Source organism: Pseudomonas baltica, assembly GCF_014235765.1.
Classification (GTDB): Bacteria; Pseudomonadota; Gammaproteobacteria; order Pseudomonadales; family Pseudomonadaceae; genus Aquipseudomonas; species Aquipseudomonas baltica.
The window spans coordinates 1,576,840-1,599,745 of the sequence record NZ_JACMYH010000001.1 but is presented as its reverse complement, the minus strand read 5'-3'; the positions used below and the strand labels follow the sequence as shown (position 1 = coordinate 1,599,745).

The following is a 22,906-nucleotide window of genomic DNA, read 5'->3' as shown; positions in this document are numbered from 1 at the left end:
AATGTTAATGAGAATGCTTGTCAAAGCAACTCGCGACTACGTTTGGCACAAGCGATGAACGGTTGCAGCAGGGGCCGTCGATCGTTCTCGACGTTCCCTGCTGCACCGGTTCAATCGTTGAAATCCTGCCAGCCGCCCATCTGCTTCCAGCGATTGACGATGCCGCAGAACAGCTCGGCGGTCTTCTCCGTGTCGTAGCGAGCCGAGTGAGCCTCGCGCCCGTCGAAATCAATATCGGCGGCCTGGCACGCCTTGGCCAGGACGGTCTGGCCGTAGGCAAGCCCTGCCAGGGTAGCGGTGTCGAAGCTGGAAAAGGGATGGAACGGGTTGCGCTTCATTTCGGTACGCGCAACCGCGGCATTGAGAAAGCCGAGGTCGAAACTGCTGTTGTGGCCCACCAGGATCGCGCGCTTGCAACCGTTGGCCTTCAGCGCCTTGCGGATGCCGCGGAAGATGTCGGTCAGCGCTGTCTCTTCGCTGACGGCCATGCGCAGGGGGTGGTCCAGCTTGATACCGGTGAACTCCAGCGCAGCGGCCTCGACGTTGGCCCCCTCGAACGGCTCGACGCGGAAGAAGTAGGTATGGTCGGCAAAGACGAAGCCTTTCTCGTCCATGCCGATGGTCGTTGCGGCGATTTCCAGCAGGGCGTCGGTGGCGCAGTTGAAGCCGCCCGTCTCCACGTCCACGACTACCGGCAGGTAGCCGCGGAAACGTGCGGCCATGGGATGGCGCGAGCCAGTGCCCGAACCGCCCGTGTCTTCGTCGTCGTAGTTGTCTTCACTCACGCATCTTTCTCCAGCAGGCGCCAGCGCAGTTGTTCACCGGCGCGCAGCGGGATGACTACCTGCTCACCGAATGGCAGGCTGGTTGGGGCGGTCCACTCGTCGCGGACCAGGGTAATGGTGTCGGTGTTGCGCGGCAGGCCGTAGAAATCCGGGCCATGCAGGCTGGCGAAGCCTTCCAGCTTGTCCAGCGCATCACGCTGCTCGAATGCCTCGGCGTACAGCTCGATACCGGCGAAGGCGCTGTAGCAGCCGGCGCAGCCACAGGCCGCCTCCTTGGCATGCTGCGCGTGGGGCGCCGAATCGGTGCCCAGGAAGAACTTGGCGCTGCCGCTGGTGGCGGCGTCGAGCAAGGCAACCTGGTGCGTATTGCGCTTGAGAATCGGCAGGCAATAGAAGTGCGGGCGGATGCCGCCCACCAGCATGTGGTTGCGGTTGTACAGCAGGTGCTGCGGGGTGATGGTCGCCGCGACATTGGCCGGCGCGGCCTTGACGAATTCGGCGGCCTCGGCCGTGGTGATGTGCTCGAACACCACCTTGAGCGCGGGAAAGCGCTCTACCAGCCGGCGCATGTGCTCGTCGATGAAGATCTTTTCGCGGTCGAACACGTCGACATCACCACGGGTGACCTCGCCGTGGATCAGCAGCGGCATGCCGGCATCGCTGAGGGCTTCGAGCGCCTCGGTGATGTTGTCCAGGCTGGTCACCCCGGAATCGGAATTGGTAGTGGCGCCGGCCGGGTACATCTTGGCCGCCTTGACGAAGCCGCTGGCCTTGGCGGCGCGGATGTCGGCAGCGCTGGTGCGATCGGTCAGGTACAAGGTCATCAGCGGTTCGAAGGCGCTGCCTGCAGGGCGTGCGGCAAGGATGCGCTGGCGATAGGCATCGGCTTCGGCGGCGGTGCGCACCGGCGGTACCAGGTTGGGCATGACGATGGCGCGGGCGAAGATTCGCGATACATCGGCCACGGTATGCGGCAGCACGGCACCATCACGAAGATGAATGTGCCAGTCGTCGGGACGCAGAAGGGTCAGGCGGTCGGACATTGGGGATTCCAGGCGGTTCGAACTCGCCGCGAATGCTACCGGAAAACGCCGTGCACGGCATCCGCTATCAAGTTTTGCAGGCCATGTCCGATACCTTGGAAGTACCCTGTTCGAACCCGTGGAGCCTGTCGTGCGCCAGCGTTATATTGCCCTGCTCAGTGTGTTTGCCAGCCTTCCGGCCCTGGCGATGAATTTCCAGACCCGTCTGGAGAACGTCGAGTGGAAGGTCGCGGGTGACCAGTTCGAATGCCGCCTGGGCCAGCCGGTGACCAATTTCGGTTCGGCCGAATTCGTCCGCCGTGCCGGCGAGCAGGCCGTGTTTCGCCTGACTTCCGCCAGCCGCCTGCTGGGCACGGGTTCTGCCACGCTGATTGCGGCTGCGGCACCGTGGCAACCCGGTCGCGGCGACATCAATCTGGGCAGCGTGCGCCTGGGCCATGGCGAAGCCCTGCTCACCAGCTCGCAAAGCCAGGCCAGCGGCTTGATCAATGGCCTGCTCGAGGGTCGCATGACCCTGGTGCGCAGCCAGTCCGGCGGCGGTCAGCCGGTGGAGATCCGCCTGCTTTCGGCGCGTTTCGGCCAGGCTTTCGGCGAGTACCAGGCCTGTGCAGCAAAGTTGCTGCCGATGAACTACGACCAGATCCGCCTGAGCGAAGTAGGCTTTCCCCGCAACCTCGAGCTCGATGGGGCGGCCAAGGCGCGCCTGGACAAGCTGCTGGCTTTCATGAAGGCCGATCCGAGCGTCAATCACGTGCAGCTCGACGGGCATTCGGACAACAGCGGCAACCGCCTGGTCAATCGCGATCTGTCCAGGCGTCGGGCCATGGCCGTGCAGGAATACCTGCTGGCCCATGGCTTGAGCGACAGCCAGATCACCTTGCGTTTCCATGGCGAAAGCTACCCGCTGGTGACCAACAACACAGCTGCCAATCGGGCGCGCAACCGCCGTGTGAGCATTGAGTTGAGCCGAGCCGAAGCGGCCCCGAACGTCACCCCAGCTACCGATTCGCCCGCCGTTCTGGCCACGGAAAAACCCCCGGCCAAGCCTTTGTGATTGTCGCTTGTTCAACCAAAGCTGTCGCGCCCCTGTAAATTCGCGGCCTTGGGCGGTAGAATCGACGGCTTTCCGTAGAACCCGTGGAGTGATGGCATGGCGGACGTAAACAAGGTTGTTCTGGCGTATTCCGGCGGCCTGGACACTTCGGTGATCCTCAAGTGGCTGCAGGATACTTATAACTGTGAAGTGGTGACCTTCACTGCCGACCTGGGTCAGGGCGAAGAGGTCGAACCGGCCCGCGCCAAGGCACAGGCCATGGGCGTGAAAGAAATCTACATCGACGATCTGCGCGAAGAATTCGTGCGTGACTTCGTGTTCCCGATGTTTCGCGCCAACACCGTTTACGAAGGCGAGTACCTGTTGGGTACGTCCATCGCTCGTCCGCTGATCGCCAAGCGCCTGATCGAAATCGCCAATGAAACCGGTGCTGATGCCATTTCCCACGGCGCCACCGGCAAGGGCAACGACCAGGTGCGCTTCGAACTGGGCGCCTATGCACTCAAGCCCGGCGTCAAGGTCATCGCACCATGGCGTGAATGGGATCTGCTCTCCCGTGAAAAGCTGATGGACTACGCCGAAAAGCACAACATTCCGATCGAGCGCCACGGCAAGAAGAAATCGCCGTACTCGATGGACGCCAACCTGCTGCACATTTCCTACGAGGGCGGTGTGCTGGAAGACACCTGGACCGAGCACGAAGAAGATATGTGGCGTTGGACCGTCTCGCCGGAGAACGCCCCGGACACCCCACAGTACCTGGAGCTGACCTTTCGCAATGGTGACATCGTCGCGCTGGATGGCGTCGACATGACCCCCGCGACCGTGCTGGCGACGCTGAACCGCATCGGCGGCGAGCACGGCATCGGCCGCCTGGATATCGTCGAGAACCGCTACGTGGGGATGAAGTCCCGTGGTTGCTACGAAACTCCGGGCGGCACCATCATGCTGCGCGCCCACCGTGCGATCGAATCCATCACCCTGGATCGCGAAGTGGCCCACCTCAAGGACGAGTTGATGCCCAAGTACGCCAGCTTGATCTACACCGGCTACTGGTGGAGTCCGGAGCGGCTGATGCTGCAACAGATGATCGACGCCTCCCAGGTCAACGTGAACGGTGTGGTTCGACTCAAGCTGTACAAGGGCAATGTGATCGTTACCGGTCGCAAGTCCGATGACTCGCTGTTCGACGCCAACATTGCGACCTTCGAGGAAGACGGTGGCGCCTATAACCAGGCCGATGCCGCAGGCTTCATCAAGCTCAACGCGCTGCGCATGCGCATTGCCGCCAACAAGGGCCGCACGCTGTTCTGATACAGCGCAGGCGTGTCTGCAACCCCGGTTTCGACCGGGGTTTTTTTTATCGATCAGCTCAGCAGTACCGTCCACTTCAAACGACCGGGCTGCAGCGCCGCCACTTGGCAATGCAGCCCGGTCAGGCGCGTGACCAGTGCACTGGGCAAGGGTGGCGGTGCAGCCTGGCCCACCAGCACGATCAATAACGGTCGGACGTGCTTGCGCGTTTCCAGAATATCAGCCAGCCGTTCCAGATGGGCTGCCACGCGGGTGCGCGTGGGCAACGTGCTAGTGTCGATGATATGCAGATCATTGTGCGCCAGGCGTACCCGGTTATCGGCTCGGTATTTATAAGCGTCCGCTTCGTTGTCGAGACTTTCAAGAAAATACGCTGAACTCTCGAAGTCCGAGGGCGAGTAAAGTGCACGTCGATTGAAGTTGAGCGTTGCAAAGAAAAGAATGGCCAGGAAAGTTGGGAAACCTACCAGAAACCATATATAGATGGTCTGGCTGGTGTCGTCCAGAAACGGCAGGCTCGCCAAGGCCGATGCCTCGACCATGGCCGTGAACAGCGCGATGACGCCCAGCGGATTGGGACGGGTGATCTTCTTGTTAGCCACGTGTGCCTCGCAGGGCCGTGTCCGGCCGGTAGTTGCTGGGCCAACGATAGTAGTAGGGTCGCCGGGCCGCGCAGGATGCATAGTTATCTGCCTGCCGCTGTCGTGGTGCGCGCGGGCATGCGCCGCTGCACGCGGTCGCCAAGGCTCTGGCCCGGTGTTTTCCAGCTGAAGTTGTGTAGATCGATTGCCGGTATTTATCCTGCAACAGCTTGGCCGGTTCGAGGCGCACGCCTCAATTGAAGCGGCTGGTCAATTATGCAATGCTCCTGCTCCTTGGTTTTATAAGCAGAGCTCGATGCCGCCAAACACTGTACAAAAATTTTCACCGGCTTAATATGTAGGAATATTCGTCGGGTGTTGTAGGAAGTGTCTTAGTTATTGCCTGCCCAGATTCTCTATCGTCCAAGGCGGCAGTTGTCTGGGGTAATGTGCGGGCTCTAGAATTCGAACAGCGAAAATTGGATCTTCCCATGAATAAAGTGCTGATCGTGGACGACCATCCGGTCATCCGCCTCGCCGTGCGGTTGCTGATGGAGCGCCACGGCTACGAGGTAGTGGCCGAGACCGACAACGGCGTCGACGCGTTGCAACTGGCCCGTGACCACGCCCCGGACATCGTCATTCTCGATATCGGTATTCCCAAGCTCGACGGGCTGGAAGTCATCGGTCGGCTCACGGTCAGCGAGCCTCAGCTCAAGGTGCTGGTGCTGACTTCGCAGGCACCGGGGCATTTCTCCATGCGTTGCATGCAGGCAGGTGCGGCGGGCTACGTGTGCAAACAGCAGGACCTCACCGAACTGCTCAGTGCGATCAAGGCCGTGTTGTCCGGCTACAGCTATTTCCCCAATCAGGCGTTGCACTCGGTGCGAGCGAGCCTGGGCAATGCCTCGGAAGCCGATATGGTGGATCGCCTGTCCGGGCGAGAAATGATGGTGTTGCAGCAATTGGCCAAGGGCAAGTCGAACAAGCAGATCGCCGACGGCATGTTCCTCAGCAACAAGACCGTGAGTACCTACAAGACGCGCCTGCTGCAGAAACTCAATGCTCGCTCGCTCGTCGACCTGATCGAGTTGGCTCAGCGCAATGGGTTGGCCTGACAGCAGCAGGCCACCGTGCGCAATGTCGTGCGCTAGATATCGAAGTCGTAATCGGCCAACTGGCGCTGCAACCGGCGTTCTTCGAGCAGGTTGTCGATCGTGCGCCGTTTGCTCAGGTTGCTCTTGGCAGGTTCGATGACGGGTTCGACGTCGTCATCATCGACGATGGTTCCGTCTTCGGTTTCCAGTGATTCTTTTTCGGTACTCATCAAGTCAGCTCCAGGCATGTGCAGCCGTTGGCGGACCTTATAGCGACATTCGCAGAAGACGTAAAAAAGATTTTCTCAATCGCAAAGCAAGGTTCTACAGATCGCCTCAATCGTCGCTGGTCTTGTGCTTGTATTCACACAGGTCTTCGATACGACAACTGCCACAGCGAGGCTTTCGCGCCTGACAAACGTAGCGTCCGTGCAGGATCAGCCAGTGGTGCGAGTCGAGCAGGTACGCGCGGGGCACGAACTTCATCAGTTTCTGCTCGACCTCGACCACGTTTTTCCCCGGCGCGATACCGGTGCGGTTGCTGACCCGAAATATATGAGTATCGACAGCCATGGTCAGCTGCCGAAACGCCGTGTTGAGCACCACGTTGGCCGTCTTTCGCCCAACCCCGGGCAGAGCTTCCAGAGCTTCGCGAGTTTGCGGCACCTGGCCGTCGTGCCTTTCCACGAGCAGGCGACAGGTTTCGATGACATTGCGCGCCTTGCTGTTGTACAGGCCGATGGTCTTGATGTAGCTCGACAGCCCTTCGACGCCCAGCGCATGCATCGCCTGGGGAGTCGGCGCGACGGGGAATAATTTCGCGGTGGCCTTGTTCACGCCCACGTCAGTGGATTGTGCAGAGAGAATGACGGCGATCAGCAGCTCGAAGGCAGACCCATAGGCCAGTTCCGTCTTGGGCTCTGGATTGTCTTCGTGCAGCCGACGGAAGATTTCCTGGCGTTTCGTCGCGTTCATCGGGTGAATAGATCCTTGGCAGGCTGGGCTAGAGTGTTTGCAGTGCGGCGAGCTGACGTTCGGCGGCCTCATGCTCGCGGCCCAAGGTGTCGAGCACGAGGAATTGCTCGAATGTTGGCGGGGTCACGAAAGCCTTCCGGGTTTTCACCAGCTGTGCGCGGGTCATGGCCACGGCAATCTTCGCCTGTTTCAGGGCGCTATCGCCACCGCTGGCCTTGGCCGCCTTCGCTGCCTTGATCCGTTCGAGTGCCGACAGGGCTGGGCCCTGCGCTAGCGCAACGGTCGCTGAACGCAGGGGCCTTGGCGCTCGCTCGGCCTGTCGGGCAGTCTCGACCCGTTGCAAGCGTTCGTTGCGGGCCTGGTAGCGTTGTCGGGCCTGATCGCGCTTTCGCAGCCGAGCGCGTTGCTGTTCGGGACCGCACGAAGGGTCGCTCGCCAGCGACGTGAAGGCCGATGTCGGCGCCGGGCGCATCTCGATGCAGTCGACGGGACAGGGCGCCACGCACAGGTCGCAACCCGTGCATTCGTCTGCCAGTACGCTGTGCATCAACTTGGCCGCGCCGAGAATGGCGTCCACCGGGCAGGCTTGAATGCATTTGGTACAGCCGATACATTCCGCCTCGCGTATGTAGGCGACCTGGGCGGGTGCCGTGCCGCGTTCCGGGTCCGGTGCCAGTACCGGCAACTGCAGCAGCTGCGCCAGGGCGGCGATGGTTGCATCACCCCCCGGCGGGCAACGGTTGATCGGTTCACCGGCGGCAATACCGGCCGCGTAGGGCTTGCAGCCGGCATGGCCACATTTGCCGCATTGAGTCTGCGGCAGCAATGCGTCGATGCGTTGGATCAGGGTCATGGGCCGGCCGGAGTGCGGATGAGGGCAGATGGCAAGGGTGACGTTGGCAGCAGCCTTGCCCGTCGTCTTGCGCTGAAGATGACGGGCAGGGTGCGCGAGCCGCGGACCTATTTGATGCGCTGGCCGGGCTTGGCGCCGCTGTCGGGGCTGAGCAGGTAGATTTCCTCGCCTCCAGGGCCCGCTGCCATGACCATGCCTTCGGAGATGCCGAAGCGCATCTTGCGAGGCTTGAGGTTGGCAATCATCATGGTCAATCGACCTTCCAGCGCGGCCGGGTCAGGATAGGCGCTCTTGATCCCGGAGAAGACGTTGCGCTGTTCATCGCCGATGTCCAGGGTCAAACGCAGCAGCTTGTCTGCGCCTTCCACCGCTTCGGCCTTGAGGATCAGCGCGACACGCAGGTCGACCGCAGCGAAGGCGTCGAAGTCGATCTCGGCGGCCAGTGGCTCCTTGGTCAGCTCACCGTTGCCAGTGGCGGGCGCAGGCGCGACAGGGTCCTGGGCAGCGGCGAGGTCTTGCTTGGAGGCATCGGTCATCGCCTGCACCTTGACCGGGTCGATACGGGTCATCAAGGCCTGGAACGGGTTGAGTCGATGGTCGGCGAGCCAAGTGGCATGGTCGTCCCAGCCCAGGGGTTCGACATTGAGGAAGCGTTCGGCTTCGCGGGCCAGCTCGGGCAATACCGGCTTGAGGAAGATGATCAACTGACGGAACAGGTTGATGCCCACCGCACAGACGGCCTGCACCTCGTCGCCGCGGCCTTCCTGCTTGGCCAGCGACCACGGCGCTTTCTCGGCAATCCAGGCGTTGGCACGGTCGGCCAGAGCCATGATTTCGCGCATGGCACGGGCGAAGTCGCGGACTTCATAGGCTTCGGCGATGCTTGGCGTCGCATCGAGGAACGCCTGGGTCAGCTCCGGCGCGGCATTGGCGGTGACCAGCACGCCGTCGTTGCCCTTGTGGACGAAACCGGCGCAGCGGCTGGCGATGTTGACCACCTTGCCCACCAGGTCGGAGTTGACCTTCTGCACGAAGTCATCGAGGTTGACGTCCAGGTCGTCCACGCCACGGCCCAGCTTCGATGCGAAGTAGTAGCGCAGGTATTCGGGTGCCAGGTGATCCAGGTAGGTACGGGCCTTGATGAAGGTGCCGCGCGACTTGGACATCTTCTCGCCATTGACCGTGAGGAAGCCGTGCACGTTCAGCGCGGTCGGCTTGCGGTAGCCGGCGCCTTCGAGCATGGCTGGCCAGAACAGCGCATGGAAGTTGATGATGTCCTTGCCGATGAAGTGGTACAGCTCTGCCGTCGAATCCTTGCCCCAGTACGCATCGAAGTCGAGTTCGGGGCGGCGGGCGCAGAGGTTCTTGAAGCTGGCCATGTAGCCGATCGGCGCATCCAGCCACACGTAGAAATACTTGCCTGGCTCGCCGGGAATCTCGAAGCCGAAATACGGCGCGTCGCGGGAAATGTCCCACTCCTGCAGGCCGGCATCGAGCCACTCGGCGATCTTGTTGGCCACTGCGTCCTGCAAGGTGCCGCTGCGAGTCCAGCCTTCGAGCATCTGCTGGAAGTCAGGCAACTTGAAGAAGAAGTGCTGGGAATCCTTGAGTACGGGCGTGGCGCCCGAGATCGCCGACTTCGGATCCTTGAGCTCGGTGGGTGCGTAGGTGGCGCCGCACTTTTCGCAGTTGTCGCCGTACTGGTCGGCTGCCGCACACTTGGGACAGGTGCCCTTGATGAAGCGGTCGGCCAGGAACATCTGCTTCTGCGGGTCGAAGTACTGGGTGACCGAACGCTGGGCAATATGACCGGCTTCGCGCAGTTTCAGGTAGATCTCGCTCGACAGCTCGCGGTTTTCTTCACAGTGGGTGGAGTGGAAATTGTCGAAGTCCACCAGGAAGTCGGCGAAGTCGGCGCTGTGCTCGGCCTTGACGTTGGCGATCAGCTGTTCCGGCGTGATGCCTTCCTTTTCCGCGCGCAGCATGATGGCCGAGCCATGGGCGTCATCTGCACAGACATAGACGCACTGATTGCCGCGATGCTTCTGGAAGCGCACCCACATATCGGTCTGGATGTACTCCAGCATATGGCCAAGGTGGATGGAACCGTTGGCATAGGGCAGGGCGCTGGTGACGAGAATCTTGCGTGGCTCGGACATGGGGCTCGGCTACTGGAAGTGAAACGAAGACCGAACACTATAAAGGGGCCAAGGGATTTTTTCACCTGTTGTCAGGGCTTGCGAGCAGCGTTCGGTGATCCGTCCGCGTCAGTGCGATCATGCCAATGCGACAAAATGCCTCAAGTCGCTGCGAGGACGGCCGACAACCTGAGATTAGGAGACTTCCCTCATGATTCCGCCCCTGATCCCGATCAGCGTCGTGCCGGTGACCTCGCAACTGGACCCGGTCAAGTCCACGCCCAGCATCGCGCCGGTCGCGCCAGCCCAGCCCGGCTCGAACGAAACCGCCATCGACCTGCGCCATCACGATGCCGACCAGACCGCCCTGCTCCTGCGCGAGGAGCAGCGACGACGCCAGCGTGAGGGCCGGCAGCCCGACCCCGACGAGCACACGCCGGTGCCGGGTGACTCGCTCAACGCCGACAATACGGTTCCGGTGGCGCCTTTGGTCGAGGACCCGCCGCGCCAAGGGCTGTGGGTCGATATCCAGGTCTAGTCAGAGCCGTTCGCGCGCTGCATCATGGACCATCCTTTTCGCCATCCGACCCGACACTGCCATGAGCCAAGACGACAACCTGATCGATTTTGCCAGCGAACGCGGCAAGCGCATCCATGACATCAAGGACAAGCGCCTCAACGAAATGCGCCAGGCATTCGAACAGGCGCTGCCACTGGCCCAGGCCAAGGCTGGGAAGAAAGCCAAGAAGCCGAAGAAGCGCTGAAGGCCCTTCAGCCGATGCTGATGGGTGGCGGGCTGACCAGGGTCACGGTCTGCTGCTTGCGTGGCGCAAGAATTTCCGCCTCGCCGTCGACCACCAGTTCATCGCGCTGATTGAACACGCGAGTGGCAATGCGGACGCGAAACTTTGGCAGTTTCTCGAGGATTTCCAGGCGCACGGTCAGGGTGTCGCCCAGTTTCACCGGCTTCTGGAAGCTCATCTGCTGGCCCAGGTAGATGGTGCCGGGCCCTGGCAGCTCGCATGCCACTGCGGCGCTGATCAGCGCACCACTGAACATGCCATGGGCGATGCGTTCCTTGAACATGCTGCTGGCGGCGAATTCTGCGTCGAGGTGCACCGGATTGTGGTCGCCCGACATTGCGGCGAACAGCTGGATGTCGCGTTCCTGCACGGTCTTGCTGAAGCTGGCGGTCTGGCCGACCTCGAGCGCTTCGTACGGGGTATTGGTGACTTGGGTCATGAGCGGTGGGTCCTTGGCTTGGCGACGGTCGTGGCCGCGTCAAATAGATTCACGATGTTAACAGCGGGGTCGTGCGCATTTGCGTGGGTTGCGGCAGCTGCTAACGTCGGCAGCATACCGCAGGCGCAATGGCCGGGCGGGCTTCGAATCAGAGGACAATAATAATGCATCCTGATTTCTGGAACGACAAGCGCCCACCGGGCGTGCCCCACACGCTCCCCGTCGATGAATTCACGTCCATTGTCGATGTGTTCGACCGCTCCTGCAGCACCTTTGCCGATCGTCCGGCCTTCAGCAACATGGGCATTACCCTGACCTACGCCGAGCTCGACCGGCACTGCAGCGCGTTTGCCAGCTGGTTGCAGCAGCACACCGATCTGGTCCCCGGCGACCGCATCGCCGTGCAGTTGCCCAATGTCCTGCAGTACCCGATCGCGGTGTTCGGCGCGCTGCGCGCGGGCCTGGTCGTGGTCAATACCAACCCTCTATATACCGTGCGGGAAATGCGCCATCAGTTCCGCGATTCCGGCGCGCGGGCGCTGGTCTACCTCAACCTGTTCGGCGACAAGGTCGAACAGGTGCTGCCGGACACCACGCTGCACTACCTGATCGAAGCCCGCCTGGGCGATCTGATGCCCACTGCCAAGGGTTGGCTGGTCAACACGCTGGTGAGCAAGGTGAAGAAGCGCGTGCCTGCCTACCATCTACCCCAGGCGGCGTCGTTCAAGACGGTTCTGGCGCGAGGCGCAGAGCTTGCGCCACGTCCGGTAGCGCCGACTCTCGAAGACCTCGCGGTGCTGCAGTACACCGGCGGCACCACTGGCCTGGCCAAGGGCGCCATGCTCACCCATGGCAATCTGGTCGCCAACATGCAGCAGGTACGGGCGTGTTTCCATCAGCTCGACGAACAGGGGCAGACGATCCTGCAGCAAGGCCACGAGGTGATGATCGCGCCGCTGCCGCTGTACCACGTGTATGCGTTCACCGCGAACTGCCTGTGCATGATGGTCACCGGCAACCATAACGTCCTGATCAGCAACCCCCGCGATATCGGTGCCTTCATCAAGGAGCTGAAAAAATGGCGGTTCACCGCGCTGCTGGGCCTGAACACGTTGTTCGTGGCATTGATGGAGCACCCGCAGTTCCGTTCGCTGGACTTCTCCCGCCTCAAGGTGACCAACTCCGGCGGCACGGCTTTGGTCAAGGCCACTGCCGAACGCTGGGAAAGCCTTACCGGCTGCCGCATCGTCGAAGGCTATGGCCTGACCGAGACATCGCCGGTGGCCTGCACCAACCCGTATGGCCAGAGTGCGCGCATCGGCAGCGTGGGTATTCCTGTGGTTGGCACGGCGTTGAAGGTGATCGACGAGCAGGGCTGCGAGTTGCCGTTGGGCGAGCGGGGCGAGCTGTGCATCCAGGGGCCCCAGGTGATGCGCGGCTACTGGCAGCAGCCCGAGGCAACCGCCGAGGCGCTGGACGCGCAAGGCTGGTTCAAGACCGGCGACATCGCCGTCATAGATCCCGATGGCTACGTGCGCATCGTCGACCGCAAGAAAGACCTGATCATCGTGTCCGGTTTCAACGTCTATCCCAACGAGATCGAGGACGTGGTCATGGCCCATCCGCAAGTGGCCAACTGCGCGGCCATTGGCGTGGCAGACGCGCGCTCAGGCGAGGCGGTCAAGCTGTTCGTCGTGGCTCGGGATCCGCAACTGACCACGACCGAGCTGATGGCCTACTGCAAGGCCAACTTCACCGGCTACAAGCTGCCACGGGAAATTGTCCTGCGCGATGCCCTGCCGATGACGCCCGTGGGCAAGATCCTGCGGCGTGAGCTGCGCGACGAGTGACGCGCAATGCAGGCGCCAGGCCTTGGTGTCACAGCCCGCGAACGCTGACGCCTGCTGGCCTGCGTCGTGTGAAATCGGGTGTGACCGGAATTGACGATCCGGTCACAATGGTTACCGGCGAGCCACCTTCGGCCTCTAGTCGCCTTATGGCAAAGCTGCTACTCTCGGCGCGCTTTTCGGCATTCGGACCTGTAGCGGTCGTGCTGACATATCAATAATAATCGCATCGAATGCGGTGAAGATTCGCTGGCGCTGGAGGAGTGGGCTTCCATGATCGAAAATTTCTGGAAGGATAAGTATCCGGCTGGAATCGCGGCGGATATCGATCCAGACATGTATCCCAATATCCAGGCGGTGCTCAAGCAGTCCTGCCAGCGCTTTGCCGACAAGCCGGCGTTTACCAATCTGGGCAAGACCCTCAGCTACGGCGAGCTCTATGAGCTGTCCGGTGCCTTTGCCGCGTACCTGCAGCAGCACACCGACCTGGTGCCGGGTGATCGCATTGCGGTGCAGTTGCCCAACGTCCTGCAGTATCCGGTTGCGGTCTTCGGTGCCATTCGCGCAGGCCTGGTGGTGGTCAATACCAACCCGCTGTACACCGCGCGGGAAATGGAACACCAGTTCAAGGACTCCGGCGCCAAGGCCCTGGTCTGCCTGGCCAACATGGCGCACCTGGCAGAAAAGGTCGTGCCCAAAACGGCCGTGCGCCACGTCATCGTCACCGAAGTCGCCGACCTGCTGCCACCGCTCAAGCGACTGCTGGTCAACAGCGTGATCAGGTACGTGAAGAAAATGGTCCCGGCCTATCACCTGCCGCGTGCGGTGAAGTTCAACGACGTGTTGAGCAAGGGGCGCGGCCAGGCCGTCACCGAGGCCAATCCGGCCAGCTCGGAAGTAGCCGTGCTGCAATATACCGGCGGTACCACCGGGGTGGCCAAGGGGGCGATGCTCACCCACCGCAACCTGGTCGCCAACATGCTGCAGTGCAAGGCCTTGATGGGCGCCAACCTCGATGAAGGCTGCGAAGTGCTGATCACGCCGCTGCCGCTCTACCACATCTATGCCTTCACCTTTCATTGCATGGCAATGATGCTGATCGGCAACCACAACGTGCTGATCAGCAATCCGCGCGACCTGCAGGCGATGGTCAAGGAGCTTTCCAAGTGGAAGTTCAGCGGCTTCGTCGGGCTCAACACGCTGTTCGTGGCCCTGTGCAACAACGATGCGTTCCGCAAGCTCGACTTCTCGGCGTTGAAAGTCACCCTGTCGGGGGGCATGGCCCTGCAGCTGGCGGCCGCCGAACGCTGGAAAGAGGTGACGGGCTGTGCCATCTGCGAGGGCTATGGCATGACCGAAACCAGCCCGGTCGCCTCGGTGAACCCCAACCAGCGCATCCAGATCGGCACCATCGGCATTCCGGTACCGTCCACCCTGGCCAAGATCATCAACGATGCGGGCGAAGAGCTGCCGTTGGGCGAAATCGGCGAGTTGTGCATCAAGGGCCCACAGGTCATGAAGGGCTACTGGCAGCGCCAGGACGCCACCGCCGAGATCCTCGACGCCCAGGGCTGGCTGAAGACCGGCGACATCGCACTGATACAGCCCGACGGCTACATGCGTATCGTCGATCGCAAGAAGGACATGATCCTGGTCTCCGGTTTCAACGTGTACCCCAACGAGCTGGAGGATGTCCTTGCCACCCTGCCGGGCGTGCTGCAGTGCGCCGCCATCGGCATACCGGACGAAAAGTCCGGCGAGTCGATCAAGATCTTCGTTGTGGCCAAGCCGGGTGTCACCCTGACCAAGGAGAAGGTCATGGAGCACATGCGTGCCAACGTAACCGGCTACAAGGTGCCGCGCACGGTGGAATTCCGCGACGTGCTGCCGACCACCAACGTGGGCAAGATCCTGCGGCGTGAACTGCGCGACGAAGAACTGAAGAAACTGGGCATCAAGAAATCGGCCTGATCTCTGTCCAGCTCCGGGGGCTGCCGACACAACCCCCGCAAATCTGCGACAATCGCGGGGTGTAACCTTCGACGTACCCCACCAAGACCTCTGCGTACCTGATGACCGACCAAACCGTTTCGATTGACCAGCTTCTGAAAAACCTCGACCAGGCCATGATCGGCGACCGTCACCGCCTGCGCAGACAGTTGCACGAACTGCGCAAGCGTCCTGACGAGGCGAAGCTTGGCCAGTGGGTCGAGAAAGTCCAGGCTTCGTTCGCCCGCGTCCAGGCGCGTCGGCTCAGCGTGCCAAGCGTGCGCTACGACGACAGCCTGCCGATTGCCGCCAAGCGCGACGAGATCAAGAAAATCCTCGCCGAGCACCAGGTGCTGATCATTGCCGGTGAAACCGGCTCGGGCAAGACCACCCAGTTGCCCAAGATCTGCCTGGAAATGGGCCGCGGCCAGCATGGTCTGATCGCTCATACCCAACCGCGCCGGATCGCCGCGCGCAGCGTGGCCAGTCGGGTCGCCGAGGAATTGGCCACGCCGTTGGGCGGGTTGGTTGGCTATCAGGTGCGCTTCGAAGACCAGAGCGATGCCAATACCCTGGTCAAGCTGATGACTGATGGCATCCTGCTGGCCGAGACCCAGCACGACCGCTTCCTCGAACGCTACGACACCATCATCGTCGACGAAGCGCACGAACGCAGCCTCAACATCGATTTTCTGCTGGGCTACCTGAAGACCCTGCTGCCACGGCGGCCCGACCTCAAGGTCATCATCACCTCGGCCACCATCGATCTGCAGCGTTTCTCCGAGCACTTCGACGACGCGCCGATCATCGAGGTGTCCGGGCGGACCTTCCCGGTGGACACTTGGTATCGGCCGCTCACTGCCGAGCAGGACGAGGAAGGCAATCAGATCGAGAACGACCTGACCGTCGACCAGGCGATCCTGGCGACGCTCGACGAAATCGCCGCCTTCGAGCGCAGCGAGCGCAAGACGCCGGGCGACGTGCTGGTGTTTCTGCCCGGCGAGCGCGAGATTCGCGATGCCGCCGACATGCTGCGCAAGGCGCAGCTGCGGCACACGGAAATTTTGCCGCTGTACGCGCGCCTGTCGCCGGCCGAGCAGCAGCGCATCTTTCAGTCCCATCCCGGGCGCCGTGTGGTTTTGGCCACCAACGTGGCGGAAACGTCGCTGACCGTGCCAGGCATTCGCTACGTGATCGACAGCGGCACCGCACGCATCAGTCGCTACAGCTACCGTGCCAAGGTCCAGCGCCTGCCGATCGAGGCGGTGTCCCAGGCCAGCGCCAACCAGCGCAAGGGTCGCTGTGGCCGGGTCGAACCGGGCATCTGCATCCGCCTGTACAGCGAAGAGGATTTTCTCTCGCGCCCCGAATTCACCGATCCGGAAATCCTGCGCACGAACCTTGCGGCGGTGATTCTGCAGATGCTGCACCTGCGCCTGGGCGAAATCGACCAGTTCCCGTTCATCGAGCCGCCCGATGGCAAGGCCATCAGCGATGGCTTCAATCTTTTGCAGGAGTTGTCCGCGGTCAACCGCGAGAACCAGCTCACGCCCATGGGTCGCCAGTTGGCCCGGTTGCCGATCGACCCTCGGCTGGGGCGCATGCTGCTCGAGGGCGCGCGCCAGGGCAGCCTGCAGGAAGTCTTGATCATTGCCAGCGTGCTCTCGGTGCAGGACCCGCGCGAGCGTCCGCCCGAGCGCCAGCAGGCTGCCGACCAGGCGCATGCGCAATGGAAGGATGCCGATTCGGACTTCGCCGCGCTGGTCAATCTGTGGCGCGGTTTCGAAACCCAGCGCCAGGAGCTGGGCGCAAGCGCGTTGCGCAACTGGTGCCGCAAACAGTTCCTCAACTACCTGCGCCTGCGCGAATGGCGCGATGCGCATCGGCAACTGAGCCTGATCTGCCGTGACCTGCAGCTGGAAGTGAACAAGGACGCTGCGGACTATCCCAGGTTCCACAAGGCGGTGCTGTCCGGCCTGCTCAGTCAGATCGGCCAGAAGACCGAAGACGGCGACTACTTGGGCGCACGCCAGCGTCGCTTCTGGGTCCACCCGTCCTCGGGCATGGGGCGCAAGAAGCCTCAGTGGCTGATGGCCGCCGAGCTGGTCGAGACGACCAAGCTGTATGCGCGCATGGTCGCCAAGATCGAACCTGACTGGATCGAACCGCTGGCCGGACATCTGATCAAGAAGAACCATTTCGAACCGCACTGGGAGAAGAAGCGCGGCCAAGTGGTGGCGTTCGAGCAGATCACGCTCTACGGCATGATCGTGGTTGGCCGGCGCCCGGTGCATTTCGGCCCCATTGACCCGGTGACGTCACGCGAGCTGTTTATCCGCGAAGGCTTGGTACGTGGCGAGATCCAGTCGCGGGCCAAGTGCCTGACGGCCAATCGCCTGCTGCTCGAGCAACTCGACGAGCTGGAGGCCAAGGCTCGGCGCCGCGACATTCTCGCCGACGAAGAAACCCTCTACGGCTTCTATGAGGCACGCCTTCCTGCCGAGATTCACCAGACCGCGACCTTCGACAGCTGGTACAAGGTCAACAGTCAGAAACAACCCGATCTGCTGATCATGCGCGAAGAGGACGTACTGGCCCGCGAGGCGAGCGAAGTCACTGCCGCGCAGTACCCGGACACCCTGCGGCTGGGCGACCTGAGCCTGCAGCTGAGCTACCACTTCGAGCCCAATCATCCGCGCGATGGCGTGACGTTGTGCGTGCCCGCGCCGCTGCTGCCCGCTTTGCCGGGTGAGCGTCTGGAGTGGCTGGTGCCGGGGTTGCTGGAAGCCAAATGCATTTCGCTGGTGCGCAACCTGCCCAAGGCCTTGCGCAAGAACTTCGTGCCGGTGCCGGACTTCGTTCGCGCAGCGCTCGCACGCCTGACGTTCGGCGCAGGCTCTCTGCCGCAGGCGCTGGGGGGCGAATTGCTGCGCATGACCGGCGCGCGCGTCAGCGACGAGGCGTGGGCCGAGGCGGCCCAGCAGGTCGACAGCCATCTGCGCATGAACATCGAAGTGCTCGACGGCCAGGGCAAGTTTCTGGGTGAAGGGCGTGACCTGGCCGAGCTGACCGCGCGCTTCGCCGAGGCCAGCAGCGCGGCGTTGGCCGTGCCGAGCACGGCCAAGAGCCAGCAACCGGTGCAGGCCAAGGCGTTCGCCAAGGTCGAGCAGACTACCCAGCAGAACATCGCCGGACTGTCGATGACGGTGTATCCCGCATTGGTCGAAGAGGGTGGTACGGTCAAGGAAGGGCGCTTCTCGACAGCGGCCGAAGCCGAATACCAGCATCGCCGCGCTCTGCAGCGCCTGTTGCTGCAGCAGTTGGCCGAGCCTGCCAAGTTCCTGCGCGGCAAGTTGCCGGGCCAGACCGAGCTGGGCCTGTTGTACCGCGAACTGGGCCGTGTCGAAGCCTTGGTCGAGGATATTCTGCTGGCCAGCCTCGACAGCTGCGTGCTCGAGGGCGAGGCCAGCCTGCCGCGCGATGGCGTGGCACTGGCAACGCTGGCCGAGCGCAAGCGCGGTGCCTGGACGGAGCATGCCGAGCGTCTGGCGCGCTTGACCCTGGATATTCTCAAGTTGTGGCACGGTTTGCAGAAGCGCTTCAAGGGCAAGATCGATCTGACCCATGCCGTGGCGTTGAACGATATCAAGCAGCAACTGGGCAATCTGGTCTATCCCGGTTTTGTGCGCGACACCCCCGCGGCGTGGTTGAAGGAAATGCCGCGCCTGCTCAGGGCTGTCGAGCTACGCTTGGAGAAGCTGCCCAGCCAGGTGCAGAAAGACCGGGTCTGGAGCGGTGAGCTGTCCAATCTCTGGAGCCAGTATCAGGCACGCCTGAACAAGCATGGCCAGGAAGGCAAGCGTGATCCACAGCTGGCGGCCTACCGCTGGCTGCTGGAGGAGTATCGAGTGTCGCTGTTCGCGCAGCAGTTGGGCACCAAGGTGCCGGTATCGGACAAGCGCTTGAGCAAGCAGTGGAGCGCAGTGGACGCCTGAATCTGCCCGGGTCGATTGACCTGGGCCTGCGTGGCGTCCATGTGAATGAGTTGCCCCTAACAATAGAGGAACGAGCGTGCATAACGTCGTCATCAGCGGCACCGGCCTGTATACGCCGGCCCAGAGCATCTCCAACGAAGAGCTGGTCGAGTCTTTCAACCACTACGTCGAAGCGTTCAATGCAGACAACGCCGCCGCCATCGAGCGTGGCGATGCACAGGCGCTGGCGCCGTCCAGCGCGGCTTTCATCGAGAAGGCCAGTGGCATCAAGAGCCGCTTCGTCATGGACAAGGCCGGGATTCTCGATCCGCAGCGGATGAGACCGCACCTGCCTGAACGCGGTAACGACGAGCAGTCGATTCTGTGCCAGATGGCGGTCGCAGCCGCCGAGCAGGCCTTGCAACGGGCTGGCCGCACGGCCGCCGATGTCGACGCGGTGATCTTCGCCTGTTCCAACCTGCAGCGTCCCTACCCGGCAGTGGCTATCGAAGTGCAGCAGGCGCTGGGTATCCAGGGTTTCGGTTTCGACATGAACGTGGCCTGTTCCTCGGCCACGTTCGGTATCCAGCAGGCAAGCAACAGCGTGCAGTTGGGGCAGGCGCGCGCGGTGCTGGTGGTGAGCCCGGAGATCTGCACGGGGCACTTGAATTTCCGCGACCGCGACAGCCACTTCATCTTCGGCGATGCAGCAACGGCCGTATTGGTGGAACGGGCAGACCTGGCCACTTCGACGAACCAGTTCGACATCGTCAGCACCCGTCTGCAGACGCAGTTCTCCAACAATATCCGCAACAACTTCGGGTTCCTCAATCGGGCCGAAGCGTTGGGGGCAGGAGGCGACGACAAGCTGTTCGTGCAGGAAGGCCGCAAGGTGTTCAAGGAAGTCTGCCCGATGGTTGCCGAACTGATCAGCGCCCATTTGGCGCAGAACGACATTGCCGTGCAAAGCGTCAGGCGCTTCTGGCTGCATCAGGCCAACCTGAGCATGAATCACTTGATCGTGAAGAAGCTGCTTGGCCGCGACGCCAGCGTCGACGAGGCGCCGGTGATTCTCGACCGGTATGCCAATACCAGTTCGGCGGGATCGGTGATTGCCTTGCACACCCATCAGGATGATCTGGCGCCAGGCTCGCTCGGGGTGTTGAGCTCGTTCGGCGCAGGCTACTCCATCGGCAGCGTGATTCTGCGCAAGCGCTGATCGACTGCCGCAACACCAATGAAAAAGGCGCAACCTGCGATGAACTCGCACGTTGCGCCTTTTTCAGTAGGGCGATGTGGAGTTAGAACTTGGCTTCCAGGTCCAGTTGCAGGGTGTTCACGTCGGCATCGGTGCGGGTCCGGCTGGCAACGTCGGATTCGGCCAGGAAGTAGGTGGCACCCACGGCGAAGTTCTTGTCGATTTCGTAGCCCAGCTTGACCTTGTGGCCGCGTGAGCCGGTGAAGCCGTTGGCGAAGTCGGAGTCGGTGAAAGCCCCCACCACGGCGTTGCGCTGCACGTCGCGGTAGTTGTAGTCCAGGCCGAAGCCGGCAAACTTGGTCTTGAAGCCGGCCAGCCAGGCAGTGTCCTGCTTGCCGACCAGAGCGGTGGCTTCGGCATCACCGTTGACCACGTACTGACCATAGACCGACAGCGGCAACGGCAGGCCGGTGATGTCCAGTTGACCAAAGCCTTCGTACAGGGTGAATTCGGTGGAGGCGTTGCCGTTGACGGCCAGCACGGCGGCGGCGTTGGTGGCGTTGTCATTGTCGTAGGAATAGACGCTGCCGCCCAGGGTCATCTTGACGTTGTCGCCCAGCGCAAAGCGCGCGCCGGCCTGGCCGGTGTACATGCGCAGGTCGTGCTCGAACTGGCGACCTTCGCCGTCGATGTTGTCGGTCAGTACGTAGTAGCCCGTGCTGCCGAACAGTTCAGCGCCGCCCAGAGGCAGCTTGTAGGTGGCGGCTACGCCCTCGGGGTTGATGTCGCCGTCCCAGATCACGTCGCCCATGCTGACCCAAGGCTGGGCCATCTTGCCGCCGATCAGGTGCAGGTCCTTGATGGCGGTAGGGTGCCAGTCCAGGTAAGCCTGGTCGAGCCAGATGGATTTCTTGCTGAAGGCGCCGTCCAGGCTCTGGTTGGTGGAGCGGGCGTCGGCGCTGCTGCCGGTGGCGACGCGGATGCCGGCATCGACCTGTGGGTTGATTTCACTGTAGACGCCGATGCGGGCGCGGATGCGCTGGCGGTCCTGGTTGCGGTCGCCGCTGGAACCATCACGCTCGCCATCGACGTTGATGCTTTCGTGGCGCAGGCGTACGTCGCCCTTGATCTGTGTCTTTGCGGCCCAGGCGACTTTCTGGTCGAACGCGCTCATCTTCTTCGATTGTTCGGCGGCGGCCACTTGCTGGGCCTGTTTCTCACCGTCGAGCTCAGTCTTCAATTCGGCGTATTGCGCAGCGTTGATCGAGCCGTTGGCGCGCAGCATGTCGAGCAGCTTGGCATCGACTGCGGCACTGGCCTGGGTGCTGATGGCCATGAGGACGGTGGCGCTCAGGCTGACCTTGGTGAGTGTTGAAACACGACGCATGACATTCTCCCTATCGCAAAAAAGGCCGGCAAGCGCCGAGCCTGAAAGTACTTCCGGACGCGCCTGGCAGACGGCGTGGCTGACCCCGGAAAACTGGCGCAAGTATTGCGAGGGGTGATGACAAAATAATGTCAGAACAATGGCTTGGCGATGACACTGAAATGACTGAATAGCTTGAGCCAGAGCCTTTGCCGAGTGATGGCACCGTATTCGCGGGTGACCGCGACGAGAGCCTGCGCGATACTGGGCGGCACGTCCCGTCAATTGGAGCCCTACCGATGCCGCTGCATGTAGCTGCCAGCTTGTCCGCCATCGACGCCGCGCAGTGGGACGCGCTGCTGCCCGAACCGCAGCCGTTCCTGCGGCATGCTTTTCTCAGCGCGCTGGAGGACAGCGGCAGCCTGGGCGAGCGCTCGGGCTGGGCGCCCGAGCACCTGGTGCAGATCGAAGAAGGGCGGCTGGTGGCGGCGTTGCCCAGCTACCGCAAGTGGCATTCCTACGGGGAGTACGTGTTCGATCACGGCTGGGCCGATGCCTGCGAGCGCGCCGGTATCGACTATTACCCCAAGCTGCTTGGCGCGGTGCCCTTCAGTCCGGTGAGTGGTCCGCGACTGCTTGCGCGTCTCCCTAGGGACGGGGTCGAGCTGCTGCGCTGTGTGCCAGGCTATCTGGAGATGGAAGGGCTCAGTGGTGCCCACGTCAATTTCACCGACCCCGCCCTTGATGAACTGTTGAGGGCCGAGCAGGGCTGGATGGAGCGGTTGGGTTGCCAGTATCACTGGCACAACAGAGGCTATCGGGACTTCGATGATTTTCTCGACGCACTGAGCTCGCGCAAGCGCAAGCAGATGCGCAAGGAGCGGGAGCAGGTGCGAGCCCAGGGCATCGAGTTCGAATGGCGCGAAGGCAGCCAGGTGAGCGAAGCCGAATGGGATTTCGTTTATGCATGCTATGCCAATACGTACCAGGTACGCGGGCGCTCGCCTTACCTGACCCGTGATTTCTTCAGCCTGTTGGCCGAACGCATGCCCGAGGCGATTCGCCTGGTGCTGGCGACTCACGAGCGGCGGCCGGTGGCCATGGCTTTCAGCCTGGTGGGTGGGGGCAGTTTCTACGGCCGTTATTGGGGCTGCCTGGCCGAGTATGACCGGCTGCACTTCGAAACCTGTTTCTATCAAGGCATGGACTATGCAATCGCCCACGGCATCGAGCGATTCGATGCCGGGGCGCAGGGCGAGCACAAGTTGATTCGCGGGTTCGAGCCGGTGATCACCCGCTCATGGCACTACCTGCGCCACCCAGGGCTACGCGATGCGGTGGAGAATTTTCTGCAGGCCGAGCGGGCAGGGGTGCTGGACTACGCCGATCGGGCGCGGGAAGCCTTGCCGTATCGGCAGGCCTGAGCACTTCCCAGGTATGTCGGATGTCT

Annotated in this window: 18 protein-coding genes and 1 pseudogene; 10 read left to right on the top strand and 9 right to left on the bottom strand. The window is 62.3% G+C overall.

The genetic code is table 11. The annotated features are described in order from the left end of the window. Positions 1–110: 110 nt before the first annotated feature. Complete coding sequence (gene rnt, locus H7993_RS07080; RefSeq protein ID WP_122479246.1) at positions 111–785, bottom strand: ribonuclease T; 675 nt, start codon at positions 783–785, stop codon at positions 111–113. Continuing rightward, entirely contained in the window at positions 782–1,828 is a 1,047-nt protein-coding gene (gene pyrC, locus H7993_RS07075; RefSeq protein ID WP_185793903.1) for a dihydroorotase, read from the bottom strand. Before pyrC ends, rnt begins: the two co-directional genes overlap by 4 nt. Before the next feature lie 130 nt (positions 1,829–1,958). Between pyrC and H7993_RS07070 the strand changes: the two genes are divergently transcribed. Beyond that, entirely contained in the window at positions 1,959–2,882 is a 924-nt protein-coding gene (locus H7993_RS07070) for a flagellar protein MotY (RefSeq protein ID WP_122479244.1), read from the top strand. A 96-nt stretch (positions 2,883–2,978) separates the two neighbouring features. Beyond that, complete coding sequence (locus H7993_RS07065; RefSeq protein ID WP_122479243.1) at positions 2,979–4,196, top strand: argininosuccinate synthase; 1,218 nt, start codon at positions 2,979–2,981, stop codon at positions 4,194–4,196. Between the two features lie 53 nt (positions 4,197–4,249). On the opposite strand, the gene H7993_RS07060 is transcribed toward H7993_RS07065, so the two are convergent. Further along, on the bottom strand, positions 4,250–4,798 hold the full coding sequence (locus tag H7993_RS07060; protein ID WP_185793902.1) for a hypothetical protein: 549 nt from the start codon (positions 4,796–4,798) through the stop codon (positions 4,250–4,252). A 470-nt stretch (positions 4,799–5,268) separates the two neighbouring features. Between H7993_RS07060 and H7993_RS07055 the strand changes: the two genes are divergently transcribed. Next, positions 5,269–5,895 carry a response regulator transcription factor gene (locus H7993_RS07055; protein WP_122479241.1) on the top strand — a complete coding sequence of 209 codons (627 nt, stop codon included), beginning with the start codon at positions 5,269–5,271 and terminating at the stop codon, positions 5,893–5,895. Positions 5,896–5,927: 32 nt separating this feature from the next. On the opposite strand, the gene H7993_RS07050 is transcribed toward H7993_RS07055, so the two are convergent. The 4 genes and pseudogenes from H7993_RS07050 to metG form a co-directional block, all read right to left on the bottom strand. Continuing rightward, positions 5,928–6,104 carry a PA3496 family putative envelope integrity protein gene (locus tag H7993_RS07050; RefSeq protein WP_163007606.1) on the bottom strand — a complete coding sequence of 59 codons (177 nt, stop codon included), beginning with the start codon at positions 6,102–6,104 and terminating at the stop codon, positions 5,928–5,930. Between the two features lie 106 nt (positions 6,105–6,210). After that, positions 6,211–6,849, bottom strand: coding sequence for an endonuclease III (gene nth, locus H7993_RS07045; RefSeq protein WP_122479240.1), 639 nt, complete (start codon positions 6,847–6,849; stop codon positions 6,211–6,213). A gap of 34 nt (positions 6,850–6,883) precedes the next feature. Further along, positions 6,884–7,702: pseudogene (locus H7993_RS07040) on the bottom strand (RnfABCDGE type electron transport complex subunit B); the annotation flags it as partial. Between the two features lie 107 nt (positions 7,703–7,809). Further along, positions 7,810–9,861 (bottom strand): methionine--tRNA ligase, encoded by a 2,052-nt coding sequence (gene metG, locus H7993_RS07035; RefSeq protein ID WP_185793900.1) that lies wholly within the window; start codon positions 9,859–9,861, stop codon positions 7,810–7,812. Positions 9,862–10,051: 190 nt separating this feature from the next. Here metG and H7993_RS07030 point away from each other — a divergent pair, with 190 nt between their 5' ends. Next, on the top strand, positions 10,052–10,378 hold the full coding sequence (locus H7993_RS07030; protein WP_122479237.1) for an aspartate-semialdehyde dehydrogenase: 327 nt from the start codon (positions 10,052–10,054) through the stop codon (positions 10,376–10,378). A gap of 61 nt (positions 10,379–10,439) precedes the next feature. After that, positions 10,440–10,604, top strand: a complete 165-nt coding sequence (locus H7993_RS07025; protein WP_185793899.1) for a hypothetical protein — start codon at positions 10,440–10,442, stop codon at positions 10,602–10,604. A 7-nt stretch (positions 10,605–10,611) separates the two neighbouring features. Here H7993_RS07025 and H7993_RS07020 read toward each other — a convergent pair whose 3' ends face one another. Further along, positions 10,612–11,082, bottom strand: coding sequence for a MaoC family dehydratase (locus H7993_RS07020; RefSeq protein WP_043187336.1), 471 nt, complete (start codon positions 11,080–11,082; stop codon positions 10,612–10,614). 164 nt (positions 11,083–11,246) lie between these two features. Here H7993_RS07020 and fadD2 point away from each other — a divergent pair, with 164 nt between their 5' ends. The 4 genes from fadD2 (at position 11,247) to H7993_RS07000 (ending at position 20,111) form a co-directional block, all read left to right on the top strand. Continuing rightward, positions 11,247–12,932: a long-chain-fatty-acid--CoA ligase FadD2 gene (gene fadD2 / locus H7993_RS07015; protein ID WP_185793898.1), complete on the top strand. Its 1,686-nt coding sequence runs from the start codon at positions 11,247–11,249 to the stop codon at positions 12,930–12,932. 270 nt (positions 12,933–13,202) lie between these two features. Next, positions 13,203–14,900 (top strand): long-chain-fatty-acid--CoA ligase FadD1, encoded by a 1,698-nt coding sequence (gene fadD1 / locus H7993_RS07010; protein ID WP_122479235.1) that lies wholly within the window; start codon positions 13,203–13,205, stop codon positions 14,898–14,900. Between the two features lie 101 nt (positions 14,901–15,001). Then, positions 15,002–18,913 (top strand): ATP-dependent RNA helicase HrpA, encoded by a 3,912-nt coding sequence (hrpA, locus tag H7993_RS07005; RefSeq protein ID WP_185793897.1) that lies wholly within the window; start codon positions 15,002–15,004, stop codon positions 18,911–18,913. A 76-nt stretch (positions 18,914–18,989) separates the two neighbouring features. Continuing rightward, positions 18,990–20,111 carry a beta-ketoacyl-ACP synthase III gene (locus H7993_RS07000; protein ID WP_185793896.1) on the top strand — a complete coding sequence of 374 codons (1,122 nt, stop codon included), beginning with the start codon at positions 18,990–18,992 and terminating at the stop codon, positions 20,109–20,111. Positions 20,112–20,193: 82 nt separating this feature from the next. On the opposite strand, the gene H7993_RS06995 is transcribed toward H7993_RS07000, so the two are convergent. After that, a complete protein-coding gene (locus tag H7993_RS06995) occupies positions 20,194–21,477 on the bottom strand; it encodes a putative porin (RefSeq protein ID WP_122479232.1) in 1,284 nt (427 codons plus the stop codon). Positions 21,478–21,755: 278 nt separating this feature from the next. Here H7993_RS06995 and H7993_RS06990 point away from each other — a divergent pair, with 278 nt between their 5' ends. Next, positions 21,756–22,880, top strand: a complete 1,125-nt coding sequence (locus tag H7993_RS06990; protein WP_185793895.1) for a GNAT family N-acetyltransferase — start codon at positions 21,756–21,758, stop codon at positions 22,878–22,880. Positions 22,881–22,906: the final 26 nt, after the last annotated feature.

Excerpts from the sequence above, each read along its gene's own strand:
- fadD1 (WP_122479235.1), top strand. The coding sequence starts at position 13,203 with ATGATCGAAAATTTCTGGAAGGATAAGTATCCGGCTGGAATCGCGGCG.
- H7993_RS06995 (WP_122479232.1), bottom strand. The coding sequence starts at position 21,477 with ATGCGTCGTGTTTCAACACTCACCAAGGTCAGCCTGAGCGCCACCGTC.
- hrpA (WP_185793897.1), top strand. The coding sequence starts at position 15,002 with ATGACCGACCAAACCGTTTCGATTGACCAGCTTCTGAAAAACCTCGAC.
- H7993_RS07020 (WP_043187336.1), bottom strand. The coding sequence starts at position 11,082 with ATGACCCAAGTCACCAATACCCCGTACGAAGCGCTCGAGGTCGGCCAG.
- metG (WP_185793900.1), bottom strand. The coding sequence starts at position 9,861 with ATGTCCGAGCCACGCAAGATTCTCGTCACCAGCGCCCTGCCCTATGCC.
- nth (WP_122479240.1), bottom strand. The coding sequence starts at position 6,849 with ATGAACGCGACGAAACGCCAGGAAATCTTCCGTCGGCTGCACGAAGAC.
- pyrC (WP_185793903.1), bottom strand. The coding sequence starts at position 1,828 with ATGTCCGACCGCCTGACCCTTCTGCGTCCCGACGACTGGCACATTCAT.
- H7993_RS07055 (WP_122479241.1), top strand. The coding sequence starts at position 5,269 with ATGAATAAAGTGCTGATCGTGGACGACCATCCGGTCATCCGCCTCGCC.
- H7993_RS06990 (WP_185793895.1), top strand. The coding sequence starts at position 21,756 with ATGCCGCTGCATGTAGCTGCCAGCTTGTCCGCCATCGACGCCGCGCAG.
- H7993_RS07030 (WP_122479237.1), top strand. The coding sequence starts at position 10,052 with ATGATTCCGCCCCTGATCCCGATCAGCGTCGTGCCGGTGACCTCGCAA.
- H7993_RS07065 (WP_122479243.1), top strand. The coding sequence starts at position 2,979 with ATGGCGGACGTAAACAAGGTTGTTCTGGCGTATTCCGGCGGCCTGGAC.
- fadD2 (WP_185793898.1), top strand. The coding sequence starts at position 11,247 with ATGCATCCTGATTTCTGGAACGACAAGCGCCCACCGGGCGTGCCCCAC.
- H7993_RS07025 (WP_185793899.1), top strand. The coding sequence starts at position 10,440 with ATGAGCCAAGACGACAACCTGATCGATTTTGCCAGCGAACGCGGCAAG.
- H7993_RS07050 (WP_163007606.1), bottom strand. The coding sequence starts at position 6,104 with ATGAGTACCGAAAAAGAATCACTGGAAACCGAAGACGGAACCATCGTC.